The 21,723-nt window shown below is 66.9% G+C and carries 15 protein-coding genes and 5 pseudogenes; 14 read left to right on the forward strand and 6 right to left on the reverse strand.

The window, feature by feature from the left end:
* Positions 1-52: 52 nt before the first annotated feature.
* The 3 genes from ACZ49J_RS35275 to ACZ49J_RS35285 form a co-directional block, all read right to left on the reverse strand.
* Positions 53-1,243, reverse strand: coding sequence for an iron-containing alcohol dehydrogenase (locus tag ACZ49J_RS35275; protein WP_467454628.1), 1,191 nt, complete (start codon positions 1,241-1,243; stop codon positions 53-55).
* On the reverse strand, positions 1,240-2,250 hold the full coding sequence (locus ACZ49J_RS35280) for an amidohydrolase family protein (RefSeq protein ID WP_467454629.1): 1,011 nt from the start codon (positions 2,248-2,250) through the stop codon (positions 1,240-1,242). Before ACZ49J_RS35280 ends, ACZ49J_RS35275 begins: the two co-directional genes overlap by 4 nt.
* A gap of 296 nt (positions 2,251-2,546) precedes the next feature.
* Positions 2,547-3,497 carry a VOC family protein gene (locus ACZ49J_RS35285; protein WP_468351468.1) on the reverse strand — a complete coding sequence of 317 codons (951 nt, stop codon included), beginning with the start codon at positions 3,495-3,497 and terminating at the stop codon, positions 2,547-2,549.
* Between the two features lie 247 nt (positions 3,498-3,744).
* On the opposite strand from ACZ49J_RS35285, the gene kynU reads away from it, so the two are divergent.
* The 7 genes and pseudogenes from kynU to ACZ49J_RS35320 all read left to right on the forward strand — a co-directional run bounded on the left by kynU (position 3,745) and on the right by ACZ49J_RS35320 (position 12,291).
* A complete protein-coding gene (gene kynU, locus ACZ49J_RS35290; RefSeq protein ID WP_467454631.1) occupies positions 3,745-5,049 on the forward strand; it encodes a kynureninase in 1,305 nt (434 codons plus the stop codon).
* A gap of 159 nt (positions 5,050-5,208) precedes the next feature.
* Entirely contained in the window at positions 5,209-6,027 is an 819-nt protein-coding gene (locus tag ACZ49J_RS35295) for an alpha/beta hydrolase (RefSeq protein ID WP_467454632.1), read from the forward strand.
* On the forward strand, positions 6,002-6,886 hold the full coding sequence (locus ACZ49J_RS35300; protein ID WP_467454633.1) for a tryptophan 2,3-dioxygenase: 885 nt from the start codon (positions 6,002-6,004) through the stop codon (positions 6,884-6,886). The genes ACZ49J_RS35295 and ACZ49J_RS35300 overlap by 26 nt, the downstream gene beginning before the upstream one ends.
* 388 nt (positions 6,887-7,274) lie before the next feature.
* Positions 7,275-7,838: an NADPH-dependent FMN reductase gene (locus ACZ49J_RS35305; RefSeq protein ID WP_467454634.1), complete on the forward strand. Its 564-nt coding sequence runs from the start codon at positions 7,275-7,277 to the stop codon at positions 7,836-7,838.
* Between the two features lie 368 nt (positions 7,839-8,206).
* Positions 8,207-9,944 (forward strand): annotated as a pseudogene (locus tag ACZ49J_RS35310) (molybdopterin-dependent oxidoreductase).
* A complete protein-coding gene (gene fdhD / locus ACZ49J_RS35315) occupies positions 9,932-10,777 on the forward strand; it encodes a formate dehydrogenase accessory sulfurtransferase FdhD (protein ID WP_467454635.1) in 846 nt (281 codons plus the stop codon). Before ACZ49J_RS35310 ends, fdhD begins: the two are co-directional and overlap by 13 nt.
* Before the next feature lie 311 nt (positions 10,778-11,088).
* A complete protein-coding gene (locus ACZ49J_RS35320) occupies positions 11,089-12,291 on the forward strand; it encodes an IS110 family RNA-guided transposase (protein ID WP_467454637.1) in 1,203 nt (400 codons plus the stop codon).
* A 906-nt stretch (positions 12,292-13,197) separates the two neighbouring features.
* Here ACZ49J_RS35320 and ACZ49J_RS35325 read toward each other — a convergent pair.
* Positions 13,198-13,281, reverse strand: a pseudogene (locus tag ACZ49J_RS35325) (SAM-dependent methyltransferase); the annotation flags it as partial.
* Between the two features lie 178 nt (positions 13,282-13,459).
* Here ACZ49J_RS35325 and ACZ49J_RS35330 point away from each other — a divergent pair.
* From ACZ49J_RS35330 to ACZ49J_RS35355, 6 genes and pseudogenes are all read left to right on the forward strand, one after another.
* Positions 13,460-14,041: pseudogene (locus ACZ49J_RS35330) on the forward strand (response regulator); the annotation flags it as partial.
* A gap of 1,353 nt (positions 14,042-15,394) precedes the next feature.
* A complete protein-coding gene (locus ACZ49J_RS35335) occupies positions 15,395-16,840 on the forward strand; it encodes a helix-turn-helix domain-containing protein (protein WP_467454638.1) in 1,446 nt (481 codons plus the stop codon).
* Positions 16,822-17,412: a helix-turn-helix domain-containing protein gene (locus ACZ49J_RS35340; RefSeq protein ID WP_467454640.1), complete on the forward strand. Its 591-nt coding sequence runs from the start codon at positions 16,822-16,824 to the stop codon at positions 17,410-17,412. Before ACZ49J_RS35335 ends, ACZ49J_RS35340 begins: the two co-directional genes overlap by 19 nt.
* Before the next feature lie 182 nt (positions 17,413-17,594).
* Complete coding sequence (locus ACZ49J_RS35345; RefSeq protein ID WP_467454641.1) at positions 17,595-18,311, forward strand: ParA family protein; 717 nt, start codon at positions 17,595-17,597, stop codon at positions 18,309-18,311.
* Positions 18,308-19,114 (forward strand): hypothetical protein, encoded by an 807-nt coding sequence (locus ACZ49J_RS35350; protein WP_467454643.1) that lies wholly within the window; start codon positions 18,308-18,310, stop codon positions 19,112-19,114. Before ACZ49J_RS35345 ends, ACZ49J_RS35350 begins: the two co-directional genes overlap by 4 nt.
* 126 nt (positions 19,115-19,240) lie before the next feature.
* The gene (locus ACZ49J_RS35355) at positions 19,241-19,552 is read left to right on the forward strand and encodes a hypothetical protein (protein ID WP_467454644.1); all 312 of its coding nucleotides are present in this window, start codon (positions 19,241-19,243) and stop codon (positions 19,550-19,552) included.
* 478 nt (positions 19,553-20,030) lie between these two features.
* Here ACZ49J_RS35355 and ACZ49J_RS35360 read toward each other — a convergent pair whose 3' ends face one another.
* The gene (locus tag ACZ49J_RS35360; RefSeq protein ID WP_467454662.1) at positions 20,031-20,720 is read right to left on the reverse strand and encodes a nuclear transport factor 2 family protein; all 690 of its coding nucleotides are present in this window, start codon (positions 20,718-20,720) and stop codon (positions 20,031-20,033) included.
* On the opposite strand from ACZ49J_RS35360, the pseudogene ACZ49J_RS35365 reads away from it, so the two are divergent.
* A pseudogene (locus ACZ49J_RS35365) lies at positions 20,611-21,024 on the forward strand (GlxA family transcriptional regulator); the annotation flags it as partial. The gene ACZ49J_RS35360 and the pseudogene ACZ49J_RS35365 sit on opposite strands and share 110 nt — an antisense overlap.
* Here ACZ49J_RS35365 and ACZ49J_RS35370 read toward each other — a convergent pair.
* Positions 21,018-21,405 (reverse strand): annotated as a pseudogene (locus tag ACZ49J_RS35370) (dihydrolipoyl dehydrogenase); the annotation flags it as partial. The pseudogenes ACZ49J_RS35365 and ACZ49J_RS35370 overlap by 7 nt on opposite strands.
* Positions 21,406-21,723 lie beyond the last annotated feature (318 nt).

Below are 21,723 nucleotides of genomic sequence, written 5' to 3' on the forward strand. Positions count from 1 at the left end.
CCCTTCTGAGGCGGAGAACGGACGTCGCATCGCACCACTCGGTCTCAGCGCTTCAGGATGTCCGTCGGTTTTGCTTTTCGCCGGGGTACCACATCTCTCGAAGCAGAGTATTGAGGCGACGTGGTCCATCGTCTCCCAGTTGCGCCACAGCCTGTGGATACCGGCTGAGCACAAGGTGAGCGATCCTCGGCAACTCGCTCTCCGCGATGCCCAGGTCGTCTACGCAGGTTGGTAGCCCCAGTGATGAGACAAGGGCGCCCCAAAGCGCCGAAGCGGAGAGCGGCGTGTGCTCGCTGGGTTGCGAGAAGTCCAACGAGGAATTCGTATCGAGTGCCCGGGCTATGGATGCAAGCGCTGTCGGAGTGGTATTCGCCATGGCCCTCATAACGGCGCCGAGGGTGACACCTGATGTCAGGGCGTGAGGGATTCCGTAGGTCCCGCCGAGGATATGGCCGATACGATGGCTGAGTCCGAGTGTGACGGCTCCAGGGGCGACGTAACACTCCCAGGCGGCGATCTGGCAGCGTTGCCTCAGGTCGACAGCTTCAGGATCGAGTGACGCACCAAGACCGGTGACCATACGGCGCACGCCCAGTTCCGCGAGCGCGCTGACGACGGGGTGTCGTTCACCGCACAGGAGGCCTTCAACGGCATGGTCAAGTGCCTTCAGCCCGGACCCGGCCCAAAGCGTCTCAGGAGTCGCCACAGTCAGCCGGCCGTCATAGACCACTGCCGCGGGAGTGACGTCCTCTCGCGCAAAGCTCCGTTTGAAGGTTCCGCCCTGCTGGTCCTGTTCTGTGACGCCGTAGAAGTGGGCCAGTTCAGCGCCGGACAGCGTGGTCGGGACTGCGACGTGGACGGGCGGACGCCGGCCGGCGTCGATCATACGGCCGACAACGGCCTTGGCCGCGTCGATGACCGACCCGCCCCCGAAGCTGATCACCGCGTCGGCGTTGAGACCGGAGATCTGTGCCTCGGCAGCGATGATGCTGTCGAGCGGCGCATGAGCGCTGACGTCCCCGAAGGTCACAACGCGCAGCTCACCGCAGGCTTCCTCGAGTGCGGCGAGCAAGGAGCCCTGCTTGACCAGTGACCGGGTGGTGAGCACTAGGGCCCTGGACGCGCCACAGCGGCGCAGGATCCGCTCAAGCGAATCAATCGAACCAGGACCCCAGACTATGTTCCGGGTGGGCAGCAGCGAGATCTCTCCGGGGGGGAAGTCCGACAGCGGGGTCGCCATCATGAAGACGTCCTTGAGCGATCGGCCGAAGACGGAACGGCAGCATCACCCTGGATCTTGGACAGGCGAGGGAACAGGGCGACCGCATTATTGCGGTTGATATCCGCAAGAGCCTCGTCGTTGAAGAATGCGTCGAGGCCGGAGACGGTCTCTGCGGTTGTCGACTCGGGCATGAAGGGGAAGTCCGAGCCGAACAGAATTCTTTCAGTCCCGATGAACGAACTCAACCCGGAAAGCGTATGGGGATTGGCGGACATGGCGGTGTCGTAGTACAGGCGACGGAGGGAGCCGATCAAGTCCTTGGGCTCCCGGGATGCGACCGAAGCCGCGATCGTCGAAGCGTAAGTGAGCCGCTGCGCGAGATAGGGAACTGCGCCGCCTGCGTGTGAGAGGATGAGCTTCAGCTCCGGGTACCGGTCGAGCGTTCCGCTGTAGAGGAGATTCGCCGCGACCCTCGTGGTCTCGAACGGGAACTCGTAGAGCGAGGGCGGCAGGTCGAATCCGGGCTGGTCGGCGGCAGGCGGTATGGTCGGGTGGACAAAGGCAACGGCACCGCGGTTGACCAGTTCGGCGAATATCGGATCGAATTCAGGATCGCCGAGGTAAGTGCTCTGATAGTGAGTGAACAGCCCGACACCGTCGAGACCGAGGCTGCCCAGTGCGTAGTCGATCTCTGCGAGAGCCGCATCGACATCGGGCAGCGGGATGAGGGCGAAACCACCGTATCGCGTAGGATACTTCTCGATGAGTTCTGCCATGAATTCGTTTGTCTGGCGGGCGATCCGGGCAGCACTCTGGCCACCCGTGAACCCGACGCCTGGGGCGGTGATCGAAAGGATCGCGGTCTGGATGCCGTACCTGTCCATCACTTCCAGATCGGCGTCGGCTGTCCAGCGCGGGTAGTCGACTCCGGCAATCGGACTGTCGACTCCGGCTTCCTTCAGGGATTGCAGGTAAACCGGCGGGATCACGTGGTGATGCACATCAATGCGATTCCGTGCCATGCGCATGGCCTTTCACTGAGTTGCATGAAAGGCAGCACCCAAGAAGGCGGCTGCCTCGGCGGGCTGGGAAGCTGAACGACAGTGACGGGCAGGTCCGTGCCGGTTGTTCCGCGAGCGGGATGGGTTTTTTCGCCGTCGTGGAAGGCAGGGATCTGCCACGTCCGCGACCGATCCGTCCTCAACTTCCAGGAGCCCCTTCGGCGCCACTGCTTCTTCCGGGCTGCCAGGGGGCAGTGTTGATCCCGCAGCGTCGCAGTACTGCCCACTGGATGCTGCGGGAAGGAGGAATGAAAAGGGCGCGCTCAGTCGAGCGGCTCGAGAGTGTGGAGCCTCTCCAGCAGCTCTGGCTGCTTCTCCTCGAGCCAGGCCGGCAGCTGAAGGCAGCTGCCGAGCTCGTCGAGTTCCTCGTCCTTCAGGAATCCTGCCGGGTGGCTGCGCGTCGCCTCGAACATTGCCCCGGCCGGCGTACGGAAGTAGACCGAGTAGAAGTAGTTGCGGTCCCGCGGCTCGGTGACGTCGATGAAGCCCATCGACTCGAGCCGGTCCTTGAACGTCATCTGGGCGTCCGTCGACCTGACGTCGAACGCGACGTGATCAATGGTGTTCCTCATGTAGCCCCAGGATCCCTGCGGCTCCTCGGGCTGGTGATCAACTTCGAGCAGCTGCCCGGCCCGGCCTTCGGCCATGGAGTAGGAACTGACACTTCCGTCCGTGTCGATCGAGTCCAGGCCCATGCCTTCGCCCAGGAACATGGCGAGTTCGTCGACCTCGCGCGTGCAGACGGTCACGCTGTGCACGCCGCGCACCGCAGCGGCCTGCGGCACGTCCGTGCGTGTCCACGGAAGGCGATCGTCGGTCTTGACTCCCACCAGCTGGTAGCTGATGCCGTCCGGGTGATTGAACGAGATGCGGCGTTCACCGAGAAGCTCAAACTCGGTCGCCGCTACTCCGTGGGCTGCCAGCCGGTCGGACCAGAAGTTCAGGCTGTTTGCCGGTACAGACAGTGCGATGGAACTGACCTGCCCGGATCCCCGCTTCCCTTCGGGACGATCAGGGCCGAAGACGAACGATGTCAGCAGGGTCCCCGGCTCGCCGTGCTCGTTGCCGTAGTACAGGTGGTAGAAGGGGCGGTTGCCATCCAGCAGCACCGTCTTCTTGACCATGCGCAGACCCAGCAGTCCGACATGGAAGTCCACGTCAGCCCGTCCACCGGTGACGGTGGTGGTGATGTGGTGATAACCGTGAAATGGCATGACATTCCTTTCGTCGGTCTCGAGTGGTGCGGTACTGGGCCGCTCAGCCCCCGGCATGTCCACGTTGGGGGCGTCGTCGAGCTGCCCTGCGGCCACCGCATTGGCTCGGGCTGCCTCTCCGCTCGAAGGTCCTCCGTCGGCCTCGCCAGCGGTTGACAGCAACTAGACCGTACAGTACACATGGGCCATGTCAAGCGATCCCGCTGGAGCCCCTCCAGTCGGGCGTCCTACTGGAAGGCAAAGTGAAATGGCACCAGACGCTCGGCCCTGGTCGACGGAAGAGGCGGCGCTCGCCCTGGACAGCTCGGACAGCCTGCGCACGCGCCGCGACCTGTTCCACATCCCCGCTGGTCACCCGTCGGGCGAGGTGGCCTATCTGGCCGGAAACTCTCTCGGTCTTCAGCCGAGAGCCGTGCAGGCAGACCTGCAAGTGGAGCTCGACGACTGGGCGCGCCTGGGCGTTGAAGGACACGTTGCGAGTACGCACCCCTGGGTCTCCTACCACGCCCTGCTGCGCGAGCCGGCCGCTCGCCTTGTAGGGGCTCAGCCGGAAGAGACCGTCGTGATGAACACGCTCACGGTCAATCTCCACCTGCTGATGATCAGCTTCTACCGGCCCACCCCTGAGCGCCGGGCCATCCTGATCGAGGACGCCGCCTTCCCGTCCGACAGCTACGCGGCGCGCAGCCAGGTGGCGCTGCATGGCTACGACCCCGACAAGGACGTCATCAGGCTGGCGCCCCGTCCGGGAGAGGACGCGCTGCGCAGTGAGGATGTCATCGACTTCCTCGCGACCGAGGGTGACAAGGTGGCCCTGGTGATGCTCGGCGCGGTCAACTATTACAGCGGCGAGTACCTCGACATCGAGGCGATCACGCGTGCCGGCCACGAAGCCGGAGCAGTGGTCGGATGGGACCTGGCGCACGCGGTCGGCAACGTGCCTCTGAAGATGCACGAGTGGAACGTCGACTGGGCCGCGTGGTGCTCGTACAAGTACCTGAACTCAGGGCCGGGAGCGGTCGCCGGAGCATTCGTGCACAGCCGGCACCTGGCAGACCGGTCCATCCCCAAGCTCTCCGGCTGGTGGAGCACCAACCCCGACACGCGCTTCCGCATGGAGCCCGTCATCGACGCGGTTCACACCGCTGACGCCTGGCAGCTCTCCAACCCCCCGATTCTCGCCATGGCACCCGTATTGACCTCATTGCGCATCTTCGATGAAGTAGGCATGGATGCGCTGCGTGAAAAGAGCATCCGCCTGACCGGCTACCTCCAGGATCTGCTGGACGAGGCAAGCGATGGCCGCCCGTTGGAGATCATCACTCCGCGGGACCCCGAGCGGCGAGGTGCGCAGCTGTCGGTTCGGCTGATCGGGCTTGACGCGGAGGAGGTCAGGAACACGATGAGCGAGGAATGGGGAGTCGTCACCGACGCCCGCCAGCCGGATGTCATCAGGTTCGCGCCGACGCCGCTTTACTGCACCTTCCACGACTGCTGGCGTGCCGCCAGGGCGCTGGCCGCCGCGGTGGACGTGGAATTGGCCAAGGGCTGACCGATCAAGTAGCCGCGACCGCCGGCCTCGCGAAGTCCCCGTTCGGGGAGCGGGCCGGCCGACGCCGAGCAGTGCACGAAATCCAACACACCTGATGGTGGTGATCCGTTGTCCGAGCAATGGTCTGTACTCGAGAGGGAGTACTCCCCGAGTTCTCGGGTGGAGAGTTTGTCGAGTCTCATCGACGACTATCGTCAGCAGAGCCTGGAGGCCCGGTCCGCACTCCCGCCCATAAGCCACTTCTACGGCGATCTTCCGTGTGAGACGGTGGACGTTTTCCGTGCCCGGCCTGGATCACCCGCCCACATCTTCATCCACGGTGGCTACTGGCAGGACCTCAGCAAAGAGGACTCCTCTTTCCCGGCGCTTGGTTTTGCAGACGCAGACGTCACGTATATTGCGGTCGACTACGGGCTTGCCCCGCAGTTCAGCCTCGACGAGATCGTCGCGCAGGTTCGACGGGCCATCGCCTGGGTGTACAGAAACCACTCGACCCTGAGTATCGATCCCGAACGGATCGTTGTTTCCGGGTCGTCGGCAGGTGCTCATCTGGCTGCGATGGCCGCATTGACGGACTGGTCATCGATGGGTCTGCCGGCGAACATCATCCGTGGCCTGGTGCTGTTGTCGGGCATCTACGATCTCGAGCCACTCATCGACACCTACATCAACAAGGCCGTCGGCATGGATTGGGAGACTGCTCACCGAAACAGTCCGCTTCGGCAGCTGGGCGGCGCCCCCCAGGGTCTTCCTGCGATCGTTGCCTGGGGAGAAAACGAAACAGACGCGTTCAAGGCGCAGAGCCGTCGGCTCGCCGAGGCGTGGAGTGCGGTCGGAAATCCGGTTTCCTGCCTGGAGGCACCGGACCGCAATCACTTCGACATCGTCCATGACCTGAGCCGCTGGGACAGCCCGCTCGGCAGTCTCGTCCAGAAGAAGAGTGAGGAATGGTATGGAAATACAGCCCAGAAAGCTTGACATTGCCACCGCGGCCGAGCGAGCCGCCGTTGCCGAGGCAACCGGGGGCAAGCCCATGCTCGAGTTCAGTGGCGGCAGCACGCCGTACATCGACTACCAGTCGATCGACACGCTGCTCTCCCTGCAGCACCCCCGCAGCGACGTCCATCACGAGATGACGTTCTATGTCTCGGGCCAGGTCATGGAGCTCCTTTTCAAGCTCGCCGTCGGTGAGGTCCGAGCGGCCCAGGCCCATCTGGAGCGCGACGAGTTCGGCGCCGCTTTCAAGCTGCTGCATCGTGTGAAGCGGATCGAGGGACTTCTGACCGGCCTCTGGCCGGTGATCGACACGCTGACACCCAACGACTTCAACGCGTTCCGTGACTACCTGGGGACATCGTCAGGATTTCAGTCCTACATGTACCGAGCGCTCGAGTTCATACTGGGAAACAAGAACGCCCACATGCTGAAGCCGCACAAGGGCGTTCCCCACATCTACCCCGACCTCCTGGCGGTGTACGAGGCGCCCAGCATTTGGGACACGGCGAACCGGCTGCTGGCCCGTCATGGGTACGAAATCGACGAAGCCTATCTTGAGCGCGACGTGACCGAGGACTACCAGCCCAACGCTTCCGTTGAGGCGGCCTGGCTGGAGATCTACAAGAAGGGCGACGTCGACGACAAGCTGTACCAGCTCGGCGAGCACCTCATGTCGGTCGCGGCGGCGTTCACGACCTGGAGGATGCAGCACCTGGTGACGGTCGAACGGATCCTCGGCTTCAAGCCCGGAACCGGCGGCACCTCGGGCGTGGCCTGGCTGCGCTCGATCGTCAACCACCGGTTCTTCCCCGAGCTGTGGAATCTGCGAAGCTCCATGTGACATCCGCGAGACCTCGGCAGGTTGGACGGGTACACGACACAGAGCCGTGAGGTTTTCTCCTCCTGATCAGGCCCGAGACGGGCCGACGAGGCTCCTCGGACGTGTGCGCGCTGGGCGGCACCGGCGCATCGATGAGGAGCCTCGGCTGACCGGCTTCCATGCGGATACATCGTGGGCCGTCCGCAGACTTCAACCGCAGGCCCGCATCCTCGGCCTGCGCGCAGGCGAACCTCCAGCCTCCCTGCGGCCGGGTCCGCGCCCCATGAATCTGTGACCGATTCATAGTGCACGTTTTCGTTGCGGCCATATACGCCGCTCTTCCGCGCGGCATGACGACGCCGGATTTCTATCCCAAGGAAACTTTTTACCTGTTGAGGAGTTCAAGATCATGACAGATAAGGCGCTCACCGTCCTCGCTATTTCAGGAAGCCTCCGGACCGACTCGTACAACACGTACCTGCTTCGCGCGGCTCAGCAGCTCGCACCGGAGGGCATCCGTATCGAGGTGTACGAGGACCTCGCCGACATCCCCCCGTACAACCAGGACGAGGACGGCGAAGCGCCCCCCGCCGCAGTCGCGGAGCTTCGCCGGCGGATCACCGAGGCGGACGGGCTCCTCATCGCCACGCCCGAGTACAACTACGGAATTCCTGGCGTGCTCAAGAACGCCCTGGACTGGGTGAGCACCGGGAAGTCGCCTCTCGCTGCCAAGCCGGTCGCGGTCATGGGGGCGGCGCCCACCAACTTCGGCTCCGTGAGAGCTCAGCTCAGCCTTCGCCAGATGTTCCTCTGGACCGATTCCCGTGTCGTCGTCAAGCCGGAGGTCATCGTCTTCCACGCGCAGAACCGTTTCAACGACCAGGGCGAACTGGTGGACTCCGACACGGCCTCGCTCGTGCAGGAGCTTCTCGTCTCGCTTGGCCTAGTGATCGCAAACGGCCAGGCGGCGTAGTTCCAGGAGGAACACGGAGCGCGGGCCAGGGGCGTTGGCCCTTCCCTGGCCGCTGCGGGGCGCGGCGCCGTCCGAGGCCGTGGTCTTGGCGGTTGGGGTCCGCCCGTCCCCGGCTCCGTGTCGCCATCCGAACTGCGAGACGCGGCAGCCCTCGCCCTGTCCGAGGCGGGGTGAGGGCTGCCGCCCTTCCCTGCACACCGCGTAGGCCCCTCTCCGGTAGGACCTGCCGGACATGAGGGCTGCTGTTGATCACGGCCCCCCTTGATTGCAGATGCTTTTTGACCGTGACCTCGGCGCAGAAGAGTCGGAATCGCGCCGAGACCTTGAGAACATCACCGGACTGTGCGGTGAGTGAAGGGCGCGACGTGATGGCCAGCATGGACGATCCGGGCGACGAAAACCTGTCTGTCACGGCTCCCATGACCTGGGCGACGGGGGCCGGCCGTCGGGCATGCCCTGCGATACGCCCTGAGGCAGACGTCCCCACGACGTACGGCCTTGACGCTTCTGAACATCAACCAGGCGAACGGGTTCGACTGTCCAGGCTGTGCATGGCCGGAGCCCGGTGCCGGGGAGCGCCACCGGAACGAGTACTGCGAGAACGGTGCCAAGCACATCAGCGACGAGGCCACCTCGCGGAGGGTGACCGCCGGCTTCTTCCGGCGGTACTCGATCTTCGACCTGGCCCGGATGTCGGACTACTGGCTCAATCAGCAGGGCCGTTTGACCGAGCCCATGGTCAGGCGCCCCGGCTCGGACCACTACGAACCGATCGGATGGGACGAGGCCCTGGGGCTCATCGCAGGCGAACTGCGTGCCCTGAGCAGTCCGGACGAGGCCCTGTTCTACACCTCGGGACGGCTGGCCAACGAGCCGGCCTTCCTGCTGCAGCTCTTCGCCCGTGCCTTCGGCACGAACAATCTGCCGGACTGCTCCAACATGTGTCACGAGTCCACTGGCGCCGCTTTGAACGAGACCCTCGGGACCGGCAAGGGCAGCGTCAGTCTGGACGACATCCACACCGCCGATCTGGTTTTCGTCGTCGGGCAGAATCCCGGCACCAACCACCCGCGTATGCTCTCGGCCCTTGAGGAGACCAAGCGCCGGGGCGGCCAGGTCATTGCGGTGAACCCGCTGCCCGAGGCCGGGTTGATGCGGTTCAGGCACCCGCAGAAGGTGCGCGGCGTCCTCGGGCGGGGCACGGCGATCGCGGACGGGCGGCCCCCGACAGCAACGCCACCGAGCGGGCCATGCGCAGCTGCCGCCTGACCGCACATATATCGACCAAACTCAACCGCTCGCACACCGTCTGCGGCCGGATCGCGCTGATCCTGCCCACGTTGGGTCGCAGCGACCGCGACGTCCAGGTAAGCGGTGAGCAGTTCATGACGGTCGAGGACTCGATGAGCGAGGTGCACGCCACCCGCGGCCGGCTCCTTCCGGCCTCCGAACACCTGCTCAGCGAGGTGTCCATCATCAGCCGACTGGCGCGCCTGACCCTGGGACGGCAGCCGGACATTCCCTGGAAGGAGTTCGAGGCCGACTACAACTCGATACGCGGCCGTATAGCTCGCGTGGTGCCCGGCTTCGAGGACTTCAACGACCGCGTGCGGCAACCGGGGGGGCTTCCGCCTGCCCAACCCGGTGAACCGGCGGGAGTTCCGTACGCCCAGCGGCAAGGCCGTCTTCACACGCAACGCCTTCATGGCGCTTCGGGCGCCGAAGGGGCATCTGATCCTGCAGACCCTGCGCTCGCACGATCAGTGGAACACAGTCCCCTACGCCCTGGACGACCGCTATCGAGGCATCACAGGCGGGCGCCGAGTCGTTCTCGTCCACCCCTCGGATCTCGCAGAGCTGGGACTGGTCGACCGCAGTACGGTCGATCTGGTCAGTGTCTGGCATGACGGGGTCGAGCGCCGGGCGGCTGGTTTCCGGGTGATCGCCTACCCAACCACCCCGGGGTCCGCCGCCGCGTACTACCCGGAGACCAATGTGCTGGTGCCGCTCGACAGTGTCGCCGACATCAGCAACACACCCACGTCCAAGAGCATCGTTGTCCGGCTGGAGCCGGCTGTGCCTCAGGCGTCCGCATGGGCCGAGTGACTGTTCGGCGGCCTGTGGTCCGGGTCCTGGACGGCAAGGCCTCCAGCCGCCCGGACACGCTGGCGGTGGAAGAGCCGTTGGAGATCCGGGTGGGTGGCCGGTCGTTGACGGTGACCATGCGCACTCCTGGCAGCGACTTCGACCTGGCGGCTGGGTTCCTGGTGGGCGAAGGGGTCGTCCGGGACCCCGCCGACATCGCCGGCATTCGCTACTGCGCCGGTGCGACAGCAGACGGTTCCAACACGTACAACATGGTCGACGTCCTGCTGCGCGGCGGCGTGTCTCTGCCTGATGTGTCACTGGAGCGGAACTTCTCCACCACGTCCTCGTGTGGGCTGTGCGGGAAGGCAAGCCTCGAGGCGGTTCGCACCACGGCGTCGTGGAGCGTGGCCGAGGACGAGATTCGGCTCGGGCCCGACCTCCTGTCCGCTCTCCCGGACCGGCTGCGCGCTGCTCAACAGGTGTTCGACAGCATCGGCGGCCTGCACGCAGCAGGCCTGTTCACCGCCGACGGGGATCTGCTGTGTCTGCGTGAGGACATCGGGCGGCACAATGCCGTCGACAAGGTCGTCGGGTGCCTCACGCGCTCGGGCAGGCTGCCGCTGCGCGAGACCGTGCTCATGGTCAGCGGACGGGCTTCATTCGAGCTCGTGCAGAAGGCCTTGATGGCAGGCATACCAGTGCTCGCCGCTGTTTCCGCCCCGTCCTCCTTGGCCGTAGACCTGGCTGCCGAGAGCGGCATGACCCTGGTCGGTTTCCTCCGTGGATCATCGATGAATGTTTACACGGGTGACCACCGACTGTTGCCCGTACGCGCGCCCGGCGGGCGGTAGACCGGTGCAAAAACGCATACAGCCCGGCGGCTCGGTCACTTCCCCCCCCGTTATGTTTTCCGCGGTCCTGCAAGGGGACCGCTGGCCTCCGGGCCCGGCATGGCTGGTCCCCCCTGTCGAACGGATGACCTGGGGGGTGGTGCCACCAGGCCCGAGAGGCGCCGTTGGAGACGCTGATGAGAGGTCCGACTACCGCCTGGCCTGGCGCAATGCCTGGCCGCTTGCGGACGGCAGGTCTGCATAACGTGGATGCGCGCATACGACGCCAACGCCCTGGCCAGCACCGCGCGAACCCCGTTCGGGAGGATGGGTTGGGCGACATCGACGACGTGGGCGTCTTCCTCGGCCTGGACGTCGGCAAGAGCGCCCATCACGGGCACGGCCTCACCCCGGCCGGCAAGAAGGTCTTCGACAAGCAGCTGCCCAACAGCGAGCCGAAACTGCGGGCCGCCTTCGACAAGCTGGCCGCGAAGTTCGGCACCGTCCTGGTGATCGTGGACCAGCCCGCTTCCATCGGAGCCCTGCCCTTGACCGTCGCCCGGGACGCCAGCTGCAAGGTCGCCTACCTGCCCGGCCTGTCCATGCGACGGATCGCCGATCTCTACCCGGGCGAGGCGAAGACCGACGCCCGCGACGCGGCCGTGATCGCCGACGCCGCGAGGACGGTGCCGCACACCCTGCGCTCGTTGGAACTGACCGACGAGATCACTGCAGAACTGACCGTGCTGGTGGGCTTCGATCAGGACCTGGCGGCCGAGGCAACCCGCACCTCCAACCGGATACGCGGCCTGCTCACCCAGTTCCATCCCAGCCTGGAGCACGTCCTTGGCCCGCGTCTGGACCACCCCGCGGTGACCTGGCTGCTGGAACGCTACGGCTCCCCGGCCAGCTTGCGAAAGGCCCGTCGCCGCAGGCTCGTTGAGGTGATCCGGCCCAAGGCTCCGCGCATGGCCCAGCGGTTGATCGACGAGGTCTTCGACGCGCTCGACGAGCAGACCGTCGTGGTCCCGGGCACCGGGACCCTCGACGTGGTGATCCCGTCGCTGGCCCGTTCGCTCGCGGCCGTCCACGAACAGCGACGAGCACTGGGAGCGCAGATCGGACAGCTGCTGGAGGCTCACCCTCTTTCCGCGGTCCTGACCTCGATTCCGGGGGTCGCGGTCAGGACCGCCGCCACTTTGCTGGTCACCGTCGGCGACGGAACCAACTTCCCCACCGCCGCTCACCTCGCCTCCTACGCCGGCCTGGCACCGACGACCAAGTCGTCGGGAACCTCGATCCATGGCGAACATGCGCCCAGAGGCGGCAACCGGCAGCTCAAGCGGGCGATGTTCCTGTCGGCGTTCGCCGCACTGCACGATCCCGCCTCCCGCACCTACTACGACCGATGCCGGGCCCGAGGGAAGACCCACACCCAGGCACTTCTCCGCCTGGCCCGTCAGCGGATCAACGTGCTGTTCGCGATGCTCCGCGACGGCACCTTCTACGAACCCCGAACCCCACGCCTCGCTTGACGAAAGACATAGAGGCACCCCCCCGGGGCCATACCGATAGTGGGCAGGTCATGGCTGTGCTCACTGCGCGTTCACGTGCGGTGGCCCGGCATCCGACGCGATACTTCAATCGTGAGCAGGGTTTCCCTGCCTTCGAGTTCCAAAATCATCCGAACTCCGCAGGGCCGGGCCCGCTGGAGCAGCCGCTCCAGCGGACGAACCCCGCGCCGACTCACCGCTTGCCAGATCCGGACGGCTCCGCCTCCCTGCGATGCGTACGCGCCTGGTCTCCATCTGCCGACGAGCTTGGTCATGACGTCCACGAATGCCTTTCCCGACTCATATCGCATGAACAACAAGTGGGTTACTGCCGCGACGTTGCGGGACAGCATCGATGCGCGTGCCGTCCAGCGTTCGGGCTTGCACTCCCGAGCTCGCACTGCCATTGCGCTCAGCTCCTTGGTTGCTCGACACAGATGTCCGCACACCCGAATCCGCGGTCGGCCTGCCGACGCGAGGTGTGGCCAGGTCGCCCACGAACGTGAATGTACTGTACGGATCGGTTTAGTTCTAGGTGAGATAGCCTCTCCCCAGTACGGCGCCCCCTGCTGTCCCGAACACGCCGGTCACAGAACGGGGACCCACCAGTCACGGCCTTGGTCAGCCGGTGGTATGGCGAGGATCTTCAGCACGAGTACCGGCGTCGACCGACAGGCCCACCGCCTGCCGGAGACGGCCCAACGGCGGACGACGACCACCCAGCGACCGCCCCGCGCCGCGCAGTCGCCGGCAAGCAGAAGCTGATCGGAATCGGCGGTGCCGGATCCCCGGAAACGCCAACCGTCCGTCTCTTCCGAACGTTCAGCGACGAGCTGGCGAAGTGCGTAGCCGACTTGGAGGGCAGTGCTCGCCGTGCCGCCGCGCGGTCACGGCGACGACATGCGCGGCCCCTGACCTCAGCAGTACGTCGGTGAAGCCGCCGGTGGAGGCGCCGGCGTCCAGCGCCGCTCGGGTCGGCTGGAAGGCGCCGTGACCACAGCCGGCCTGATCCGCACGACAGAGCCCAGGGGTGTCCGCAAAGTCCCACCTGCCCCGCGCTCCCCACCGATCGCTTCAAGCGTCAACTCGCGGACGTTCATACGGTCCTTGACGGTGACGCGTTCATCGTTCTGGAGGGACCAGGCGAGCCGTCGGCGAGGCCGGACACGGCGCCGAGGCCGTCCGCATGCCCGCCGAACTCCGCCCCGACGTCGTCCTCATGGACATCCGCATGCCCGGCATGGACGGCATCGAGGCCACCCGCCGCATCATCGCCGCCGGTGGCCGCACCCGCGTCCTCATCGTCACCACCTTCGACCTCGACAAGTACGCCTACGAAGGCCTACGCGCCGGCGCCGGCAGCTTCCTCCTCAAAGACGCCCGCCCCGAGGAACTCGTCGCCGGCATCCACGCGGTCGCCACCGGCGACGCCGTCGTCTCCTCCCGCCTCACCCGCCGCCTCCTGGACGCCTACACCCACCGGGTCCTGGCCCCCGCAGACACCCCACCCGCCAAGGACCCCCGCCTCACAACTCTCACCGACCGCGAACGCGAAGTCCTCGTCGCCATCGGCAAGGGCTGGACCAACACCGAGATCGCCGAGCGCCTCGTCCTGACCGAGTCCACCGTCAAGAAGCAGGTGGGCCGCGTCCTCGCCAAGATCGGCGCCCGCGACCGCATCCACGCAGTCATCACGGCGTACGACACCGGGCTGGTCAGAGCCAAGTCGTAGCCCGCTGAGGGTCCTTCTCCGGCACGACACCGTGCACCCACGGTCTACGACTATCGGCTTCTTGACGTCTACGCATCGACCGAACAACTTTTTGGAGCGACCCACCAGACCGGCAACAGCCGGCGAAGAACAAGCGCGAGGGCGTCGATGTCTCTGTGCCCCGACAGCTCACCGGCCATGTCGACCAGCTCCACTATGACACCGCCCTCGAAGCCAGCTGGCCAATCGCCAACGGCGCGATCGAACGACCATGCCGGCACTTGATCGGGGCCGAGGCTGCCAGTGAGAGCCGCGCGCAAACGCCCATGCGCCCCTCTGTCCAACCCACCTCTGCAAGCACACCGGCAGCTGTGCCGTGCCGTCGTCCACTTCTCCCCGCGCGGATTGATTCTGCCTGCGGCTCGCCTGACCTGCGGTAACCCAGCCAGGTACGCCAGGACGGGCCCATTCGACCCGGATTCGACCCGGCACGCCCCTGCGACAGCACTGACCGGTCTTGAACTGCGAGGATGCGAGTTTCTGCCGGTGTACCGCTCAAGAACCGGCAAAAAATTGGCGCGTTCATCAACAAGAGTTCCATGCACGGACAATCGCGGCAGCACCGCGATTGGACGTGTTCGCCGATTCCATCAGCGGCCGCCTCAGGAGTGATCCACCCAGCGGCGGTGCTCCCTAGCCGCCGCCAGTGATAAAGCGAGGCGCACGGCAAGGCCCTGACCAGTACCTTTGTAAAGGCGCTTCCGCCTGACAGAAGCCGCCTTGCGCGGCAACGACACCCGTCAGGACCCTGATCCCAACCACGGCACGCGGGGCGAAGACGCCCCGCCGACAGGGACGGGACCGCCCATGCCTCACATGACCGCCTTCGCCAGGAACCAGTGGTACAGCTAGCGCACCTTTCTGACCTGCGCTTGTGTGGGGGCGATGAGGCTATGACCTGCTAGGACGGGTTGCGGAGGCGATCGGAGGCAGTCAGAGGAAACCGCTCTGATTCGACCCCGGTTCGACCCGGGTCGCTCAGAGGCAGTCAGAGGCAACAGCCTCTGCAACAGGCCTCTAGGGGACCTGAGTTGGCCGGTGTGGATCACCAGTGGGCCTCTCTGGCGGGGCTCCGTTTCGACCTCGGTCGAGCTGCGATGGGGACGCCTGCCTCCGCTCGGGGCCAGGCTTACGAGGGCCTCCAGGACGGCCATCCTGGGGACCTTGCTGGCGCCGATGGAGGTCGGTTCTGGACACCACCCGTGGTTTTAGCGGGCCTGGGTGGCGTCCACGTTCTTGCGAGACGACCCCACCGTGCCAAACAGCACCCATGACGCCCTCTCTCAACGAAACTCCACCCAATTCCGCGGCCTTTTGGAATACGCCCGACTGCCGTCGGCCGCGACCGATCTCATTCTGCTCGGCGACCTCACCGGCCGCTACGCCACCGGCAGTTACAGCCGACTCGCCTCCGACGGCCAGAGCCTGGTCCTGCGCGCGGATCGCCAGGGGGCGGCTGAGCACGGGCACCGGATCACCGCGGCCATCGCCTGCCACGTGGCTCGCGCCGGCGGCACCGTCGACCAGCTGACCCGGCTGCTGCTGCACCCCGAGCACGAAGGCGGACGGCACGCCCGCAACATCGCGTTGCGGTCCGGGCAGTCGCGCGCCCTGGACTACATCCGGCGGGTCTGGGCCAACGCCACGGAAGTGGTCAGCACCACCAGGGCGCTGGGCTCCCGGCACGACGCGTACGAGGTGCTCGCCGCGCTGCGCGACCGCATCGAGACCACGCCCTGGCGCGGGGAGCGGGGACGGACCGCGCTGCGGGTGCTGCGGGCACACTTGAACTTCGCCGAGATCGCGGGCGGCCCGCTGCATCACGCCAGTGAACGGCAGACCGCGGAGGAAGCCGGGATCTCCCGGACCACACTACGCGCGGTCTACGAATCGGTTCTCAAGCCGCAGGGCTGGCTGCGCCGGCTGCGGGTCGGCCACGGCCGGGAGGGCTCCACCTGGTACCTCGACTACGGCAGCGCCCCCGGTCACGGTGCCCCTGCTCCGTTGTCTCGTTTCTGGACCACTCGGTTCCCCCCCGACCTGGCACTTGAGGAGTGGCCCACCCCTGAGACGGCCAGCACGGCCGACATCGACTCCACCGTCCTCGGCCGTCTGATGGGCCACGACGCCTTCGCCCACCACGGCCTCGGCAGCGCCGCCCTCATGCTCATCAGCGCCCTGCACCAACGCCCCCACCAGACAGTCGCCGAGCTCGTCGGTACCTCCTCGGTCTCCCGCGCCACCGCCTATAGGACTATGCGCCGCCTGGCCGGCCACGGCCTCGTCCAGCACACTGGGGAGACCTGGGCCCTGGCGCCACGTGCCCTGGAGGGCTTCGGTGACGGCCTCCCGGGCGCGGATACCGGCCTCGCCGCAGCGGCGGCACAGGGCTGGGACAAGGTCGCCGAGCACCACGGTACTGCGGGTGTCGCGGCCCGGCGCAAGGCCCTGCACGCGGTCGAGCGCGCGGCGTACCGAGAGGCACTGGACCGGCTCGCAGAGCACCGCACCAAGGCTGTGGTGATCGTCCGCGACGGCCGCCGAGTGCTGGTCCCCGCGCCACGCCCCGACGAGATCCCGCCGACGTGGCACGCCCCGGACGGGCGCGTCCTCGACCCGGCCACCGGCCGTGCTGCTCCTGATTGGCGGGTCGCCACCGACGGCCGCCTGATCCTCATCACCTCTGCCGACCAGCGCAGTTACGACGAGTTGGCCGCCGCCCATGCCGAAGCCCTCAGCGAATGGAACTCCGCCGGATGAACCGACAACACCCTCCGACCAGCCCTGCCCAAAGCCAGCCGGTGGCCCCTGAGGATCTACGCAAGCGGTACGAGGCCGGTGCGACCGTCGACGAACTCGTTGCCGCCAGCGGCCTGTCGTACGGCACGGTGCTCAACCGGCTGCACGAAGCCGGAACCGTCATGCGCACCTCCTGGCAGACCCGCAGGATGCGCCAGAACACGCAAGCCCGCCAGCGCCTCGCGGCTCGCCTTCGCACGCTGTACGAGGAGCACGGGGCCACCCTGGCCGAACTCGCCGCAACGGCGGGCGAGACAAGGCGTGGTGCCCGGCGTCTGCTGATCGAGGCCGGCGGCAGCGTGCGCACCACGCAGCAGACGCTGCGGATGCGCGCTACAGCGCGGGCTGCAGAGCGGCAGAAGCTCGCGCTGTCCCTGCGGGCCCGGTACGAGGCCGGCGCCACGGTCCCGGACCTCGCGGAGGAGTGCAACTACTCGATCGCCACCGTGTATCGGCTCCTGCACCAGGCGGGCACCCGCATGCGGCCCAAGCACAACCACGGCCCGGCCCGCGCCCCGAGGAAGCGGTCATGAGCGCCCGAGCACGTGTCCCCTGCTGGGTCCGGCAGGACACGGGACCGAGGGCGTGCCATCCCGGATCCAGCCCTGCAGCACGAGCCCCTCCTCCGTCCGTACTCAGCCGCCTCCGTGCGTCGGCCTTCTCGCCGATGCACGCAAGTCAACGAACCTTTCCCGATTCAGGAGATCAAGCACACGTGAGTGAGAACACCCATATCAAGACCCTGGCCGCTGCTACAGCGAGCCCCTGGGACGCCTTCGTCATCGTCGTCGGCATGCTCAAGGGCGGCACCGGCAAGACCACCTCGGCCTGGTTCATCGCCCTCTACTACGCCGTCGTCCTCGACCTGCCGACGCTGCTGCTGGACGCCGACGCCACCAGCCAGTCCGCCTACGACTGGTTCAAGGTCGCCCAGGCCGAGGGCTTCGAGATCCCGGCCAACCTGGTGGTCGAGCGGTACCCCTTCGACGACATCGCCGAGTACATCCGTGCCAAGCGTGCCGAGTTCGGCGCGATCGTGGTCGACGCCGGCGGCGGCAGCGCCCGCATCTTCCACGAGGCTGTTACCGAGGCGAACCTGCTGCTCGTGCCAGTCGCACCCACCAAGATCGAGCGCCGCAAGCTCGTGGCCACCTTCGACGAGGCCGAGCGCGCCGCCGCCCGCAACGACCACGACGTGACCGCCCACGTGGTGATGGTCAAGGCCGACGACCGCACCAGCCTGCCCACCCGGGCGAAGGACCAGCTGCTGGAGCCCGCCGCGGGCGAGGGCATCGGCCCGGACCGCGACGAGCCGTTCCCCCTCGCCGAGACCACCATCCACTCCTGGGTGCACTACATGGAGGCCTTCGGCGAGATCCCCACCGAACTGAGCGAGTACGCCAACCTGATGAAGGAGCTGACCCAGGCATGAGCGAGAAGAACGAGCGGCCGAAGCCGCCAGCCCGCCGCACCGGCGGGCGTGCCCTGGGCGGGGCCAAGAAGACGACCCCGCCGCCCCCTCCCCCGGCCGCCGAGCTCACGCCCGAGCAGTTCGCCGCCGAACAGGCCGCCGCCCAAGACGACGGCCCTCCCCCCGCCAACGAGCCGCAGGCTCAGCCCGCTTCCCCCGCCGTTCCCGTCCAGGCATCGGCGCAGACCTCCGCCCAGCCGACCGTCGAGGTCACGCCGAGCGGCCCGGTGCCGGCCGCCGGTCAGCCGGCTCATCCTGCCGTCGTCGCCTCCGAGGCGGGAACGGAATCCGCTGGGGAGGCAATGAAGCGGCAGGTGGCGCCGGTGGCCCCGGCTCCCGGACCAGCAGCACCTGCGCTCCAGCCCGCACAGTCGGCCGACCAGGTTTCGCAGAACGCGCCGGTTCAGGGAAGTGAGATGGCCCTACGCCAGGCGGTTGTGGCGGCTGCCACCAGTACGGCGTTCCCGGTAAGCAGCGGAGCGCCCGGTCCGCAGTACGAGCACCACGCCGGTTCGCATGCAGCGCCCACGAACGGGACGTCATGGGAGCAGGGGCCCGGGCGTCCCAAGGACATCCCCGAGGTGGCGGTCGTCCTCAATCAGCGCATCATCGCACGCGAGAGTCTCGACGCCTCGGTCCCCGCTGCGCTGAAGCTGAAAAAGCGGATCAAACGCTTCGCGCTGGACAACGAACTCGACCACCTGCCCATGGGCGACATCGTCTCGGTCGCACTGGACGAATGGCTCACCACCCGCGGGTTCTGACACACCGTACGGCACACGGGGCGGCCGCTGGCTCACTGAGTGCGCGGCCGCCCCTCCCGCCGACTATTCCAATAGCCCAATAGGCGGCTAACTAGCCGCCTAGCCGGACCGACCGGAGCAACGTTCGTGCCCGACCTCACCCACCACGCCCGTCGGCTACGCGACGTAGCCGACGCACTAGAAGCGCAGTCCGAGCCCGCCGACGATCCGCTCACTCCTCATCCCGACACTCTTGCGGTCATCGGCAACCGCCACATCAAACGCGGACAGCTCAACTACGCCGTCCCCGACATGCTGCAACTCCAGCGACGCATCCGCCGCTACAACGCCGAGCACGACGTTCCCCACGGCGACATCGTCGCCCTAGCCCTCGACACCTGGCTCCGTGCCAAGGGCTACCCGCCCGACCTCACCCCGCCCCAGGCAGAAACGCCATGAGCAGGCAGCCAGACCGATTTCCCCTGGTCTCCCTCTACCCGCCCGGGAGGGTCCAGGACGTTTCCAGGATGACCTTGCCCCGGGTCGCACCTGTCTGGGGGTCGTAGTCTCGAGGCACGGGACCAGGTTCCAGGGTATGGGCCGACGGAGTGGCCGGACGTTGCGGGAAAGAGCGGGCAACTCTCCGGTCGTGTCCAACCGACTCGCCCGGCCCCCGGCACAGCTGGGCGAGCACCCGTGATGCCCGCTTCACACGAAGAAGTCCAGCGTTCAGAAGGACAGCTCCACCGACCTGCGGGCCCTGATGCTCACCGCTGTGGGCGGCGAACCGCTGAGGGAGAGGAGTCACCCGCGCGCCGCCGCGCCGCCGATCGGCAAGCCAGCCAGCTGCTGCGTCGCCTTCACGAGGCTCTGCCCGACCGCCTCCCCCGGGTGAGCGCCGCACCACCGGGCGGCGGTCGCGGTGCCCCGACGGCTGTCAGAACATCGTGTTGCCGTTGGCGGAGGTCTCCGGCACGCTCTGCACGACATCCCAGTACTCGACGACTCTTCCGCCCCGCACCCTGAAGACGACGGCTCGGCCACGCTCGCCCGGTGTGTCGACGTAGTGGCTGTGGACGGCCACCAGGTCGCCCTCGGCGATGATCCGCTTCGGGGTGATCCTCAGCTGCGGGACCTGCGCGTAGTAGGCGCCCAGCCCGGCCTTCACGCCCGCCAGACCGTCGGGGATGTCCGGGGTGTGCTCGTGGTACCGGGGGCCCACGTAGGTGTCGATGGCGGACAGGTCCTTCTTCACCAGGAGCCGGTCGACGAACGCGGTGACCAAGTTCTTGTTGTACGCGGTGAGCCGCGCGGGCCCTGGCGCCTCGGTTCGCGGCCGACTGACCGTGGAGAACATGTCGTTGCCGTTGGCCGTGGTCGCCGGCACCGCCTGCAGCACATCCCAGTGCTCGGCGATCTTCCCGCCCTGGAAGCGGAAGATGTGGCCTTCGGCGATCCCACGGGTCCCAGGAGTCGGGACGACGTTGGAGTGCAGGAACTCACCCTCGGAGATGACCGACGTCTGCCTGCACCTCATTCGCAAGGACCACGGCAGTGAGGTCGCCAACCAGGTGGCCCGCATGTGCATCGCCCCTCCATGGCGCGACGGAGGGCAGACGCAGTACATCCAGTACCCGGTACCCGAAACAACCGTCACCGGTACGGCCGCCGCCCGCCAGTGGGCCCTGGAGAACCTCCAGGAGTTCATGACGCTGACGGACCTCGCTGAGCACTCCCACATGAGCCTGCGCACCTTCGCCCGCCGCTTCACCGAAGAGGTGGGCACGAGCCCGGGACGCTGGCTGATCCAGCAGCGCGTCGACCGGGCACGACATCTTCTGGAAACCACCGACCTGCCCGTGGACGAGATCGTCGGCCAAGTCGGCTTCGCCGGCGGCACATCGCTACGCGAACACCTGCATGCCGGGTGAGCGTGGACGTTGCGGGCAACCTCGTGCACGGTGAGGTTCGGGGAGGAGTTCGGTGACGTCGGGGCCGATGAGATGGGCCCCGAGGGGCTCGCCGTACTTGGCGTCGCTGATCAGCTTCACGAAGCCGCTCGCGTCGCCCAGGCCGTGGGCCTTGGCGTTCGCGGTGAACGGGAACTTCGCCACCTGGACATCGAAGCCCTTCTCCCTCACCTGCGCCTCAGTGTAACCGGAGCTGGCGATCTGCGGCTGACAGAAAGTGGACCGCGGGATCATCACATAGTCCAACTCCATGGTCTCCGCGCCCGCGAGCGTCTCCGCGGCGACCATGCCCATCGCCTCGGCGGCGTGCGCGAGCATCACCTTCGCGGTGACGTCACCGATGGGCTCGGCGCCGGCGATCACGATCAACTGCGGCAGGTCCTCGGCGAGGATCTGCTCCTCGTACGTCACCACGCGGGAGGTGCGGCGGGTGCCGGGCAGCAGCTTCGGAGTCGCTCCGGTGGCCGGCCCCCCCGTTATGTTTTCCGCGGTCCTGCAAGAGGACCGCTGGCCTCCGGGCCCGGCATGACTGTTCCCCCCTGTCGAACGGATGACCTGGGGGGTAGTGTCACCGGGCCCGGGAGGCGCCGTTGGAGACGCTGATGAGAGGCCCGACTACCGCCTGGCCTGGCGCAAAGCCCGGCCGCTTGCGGGCGGCAG

Source organism: Streptomyces sp. NPDC030840, assembly GCF_055572015.1.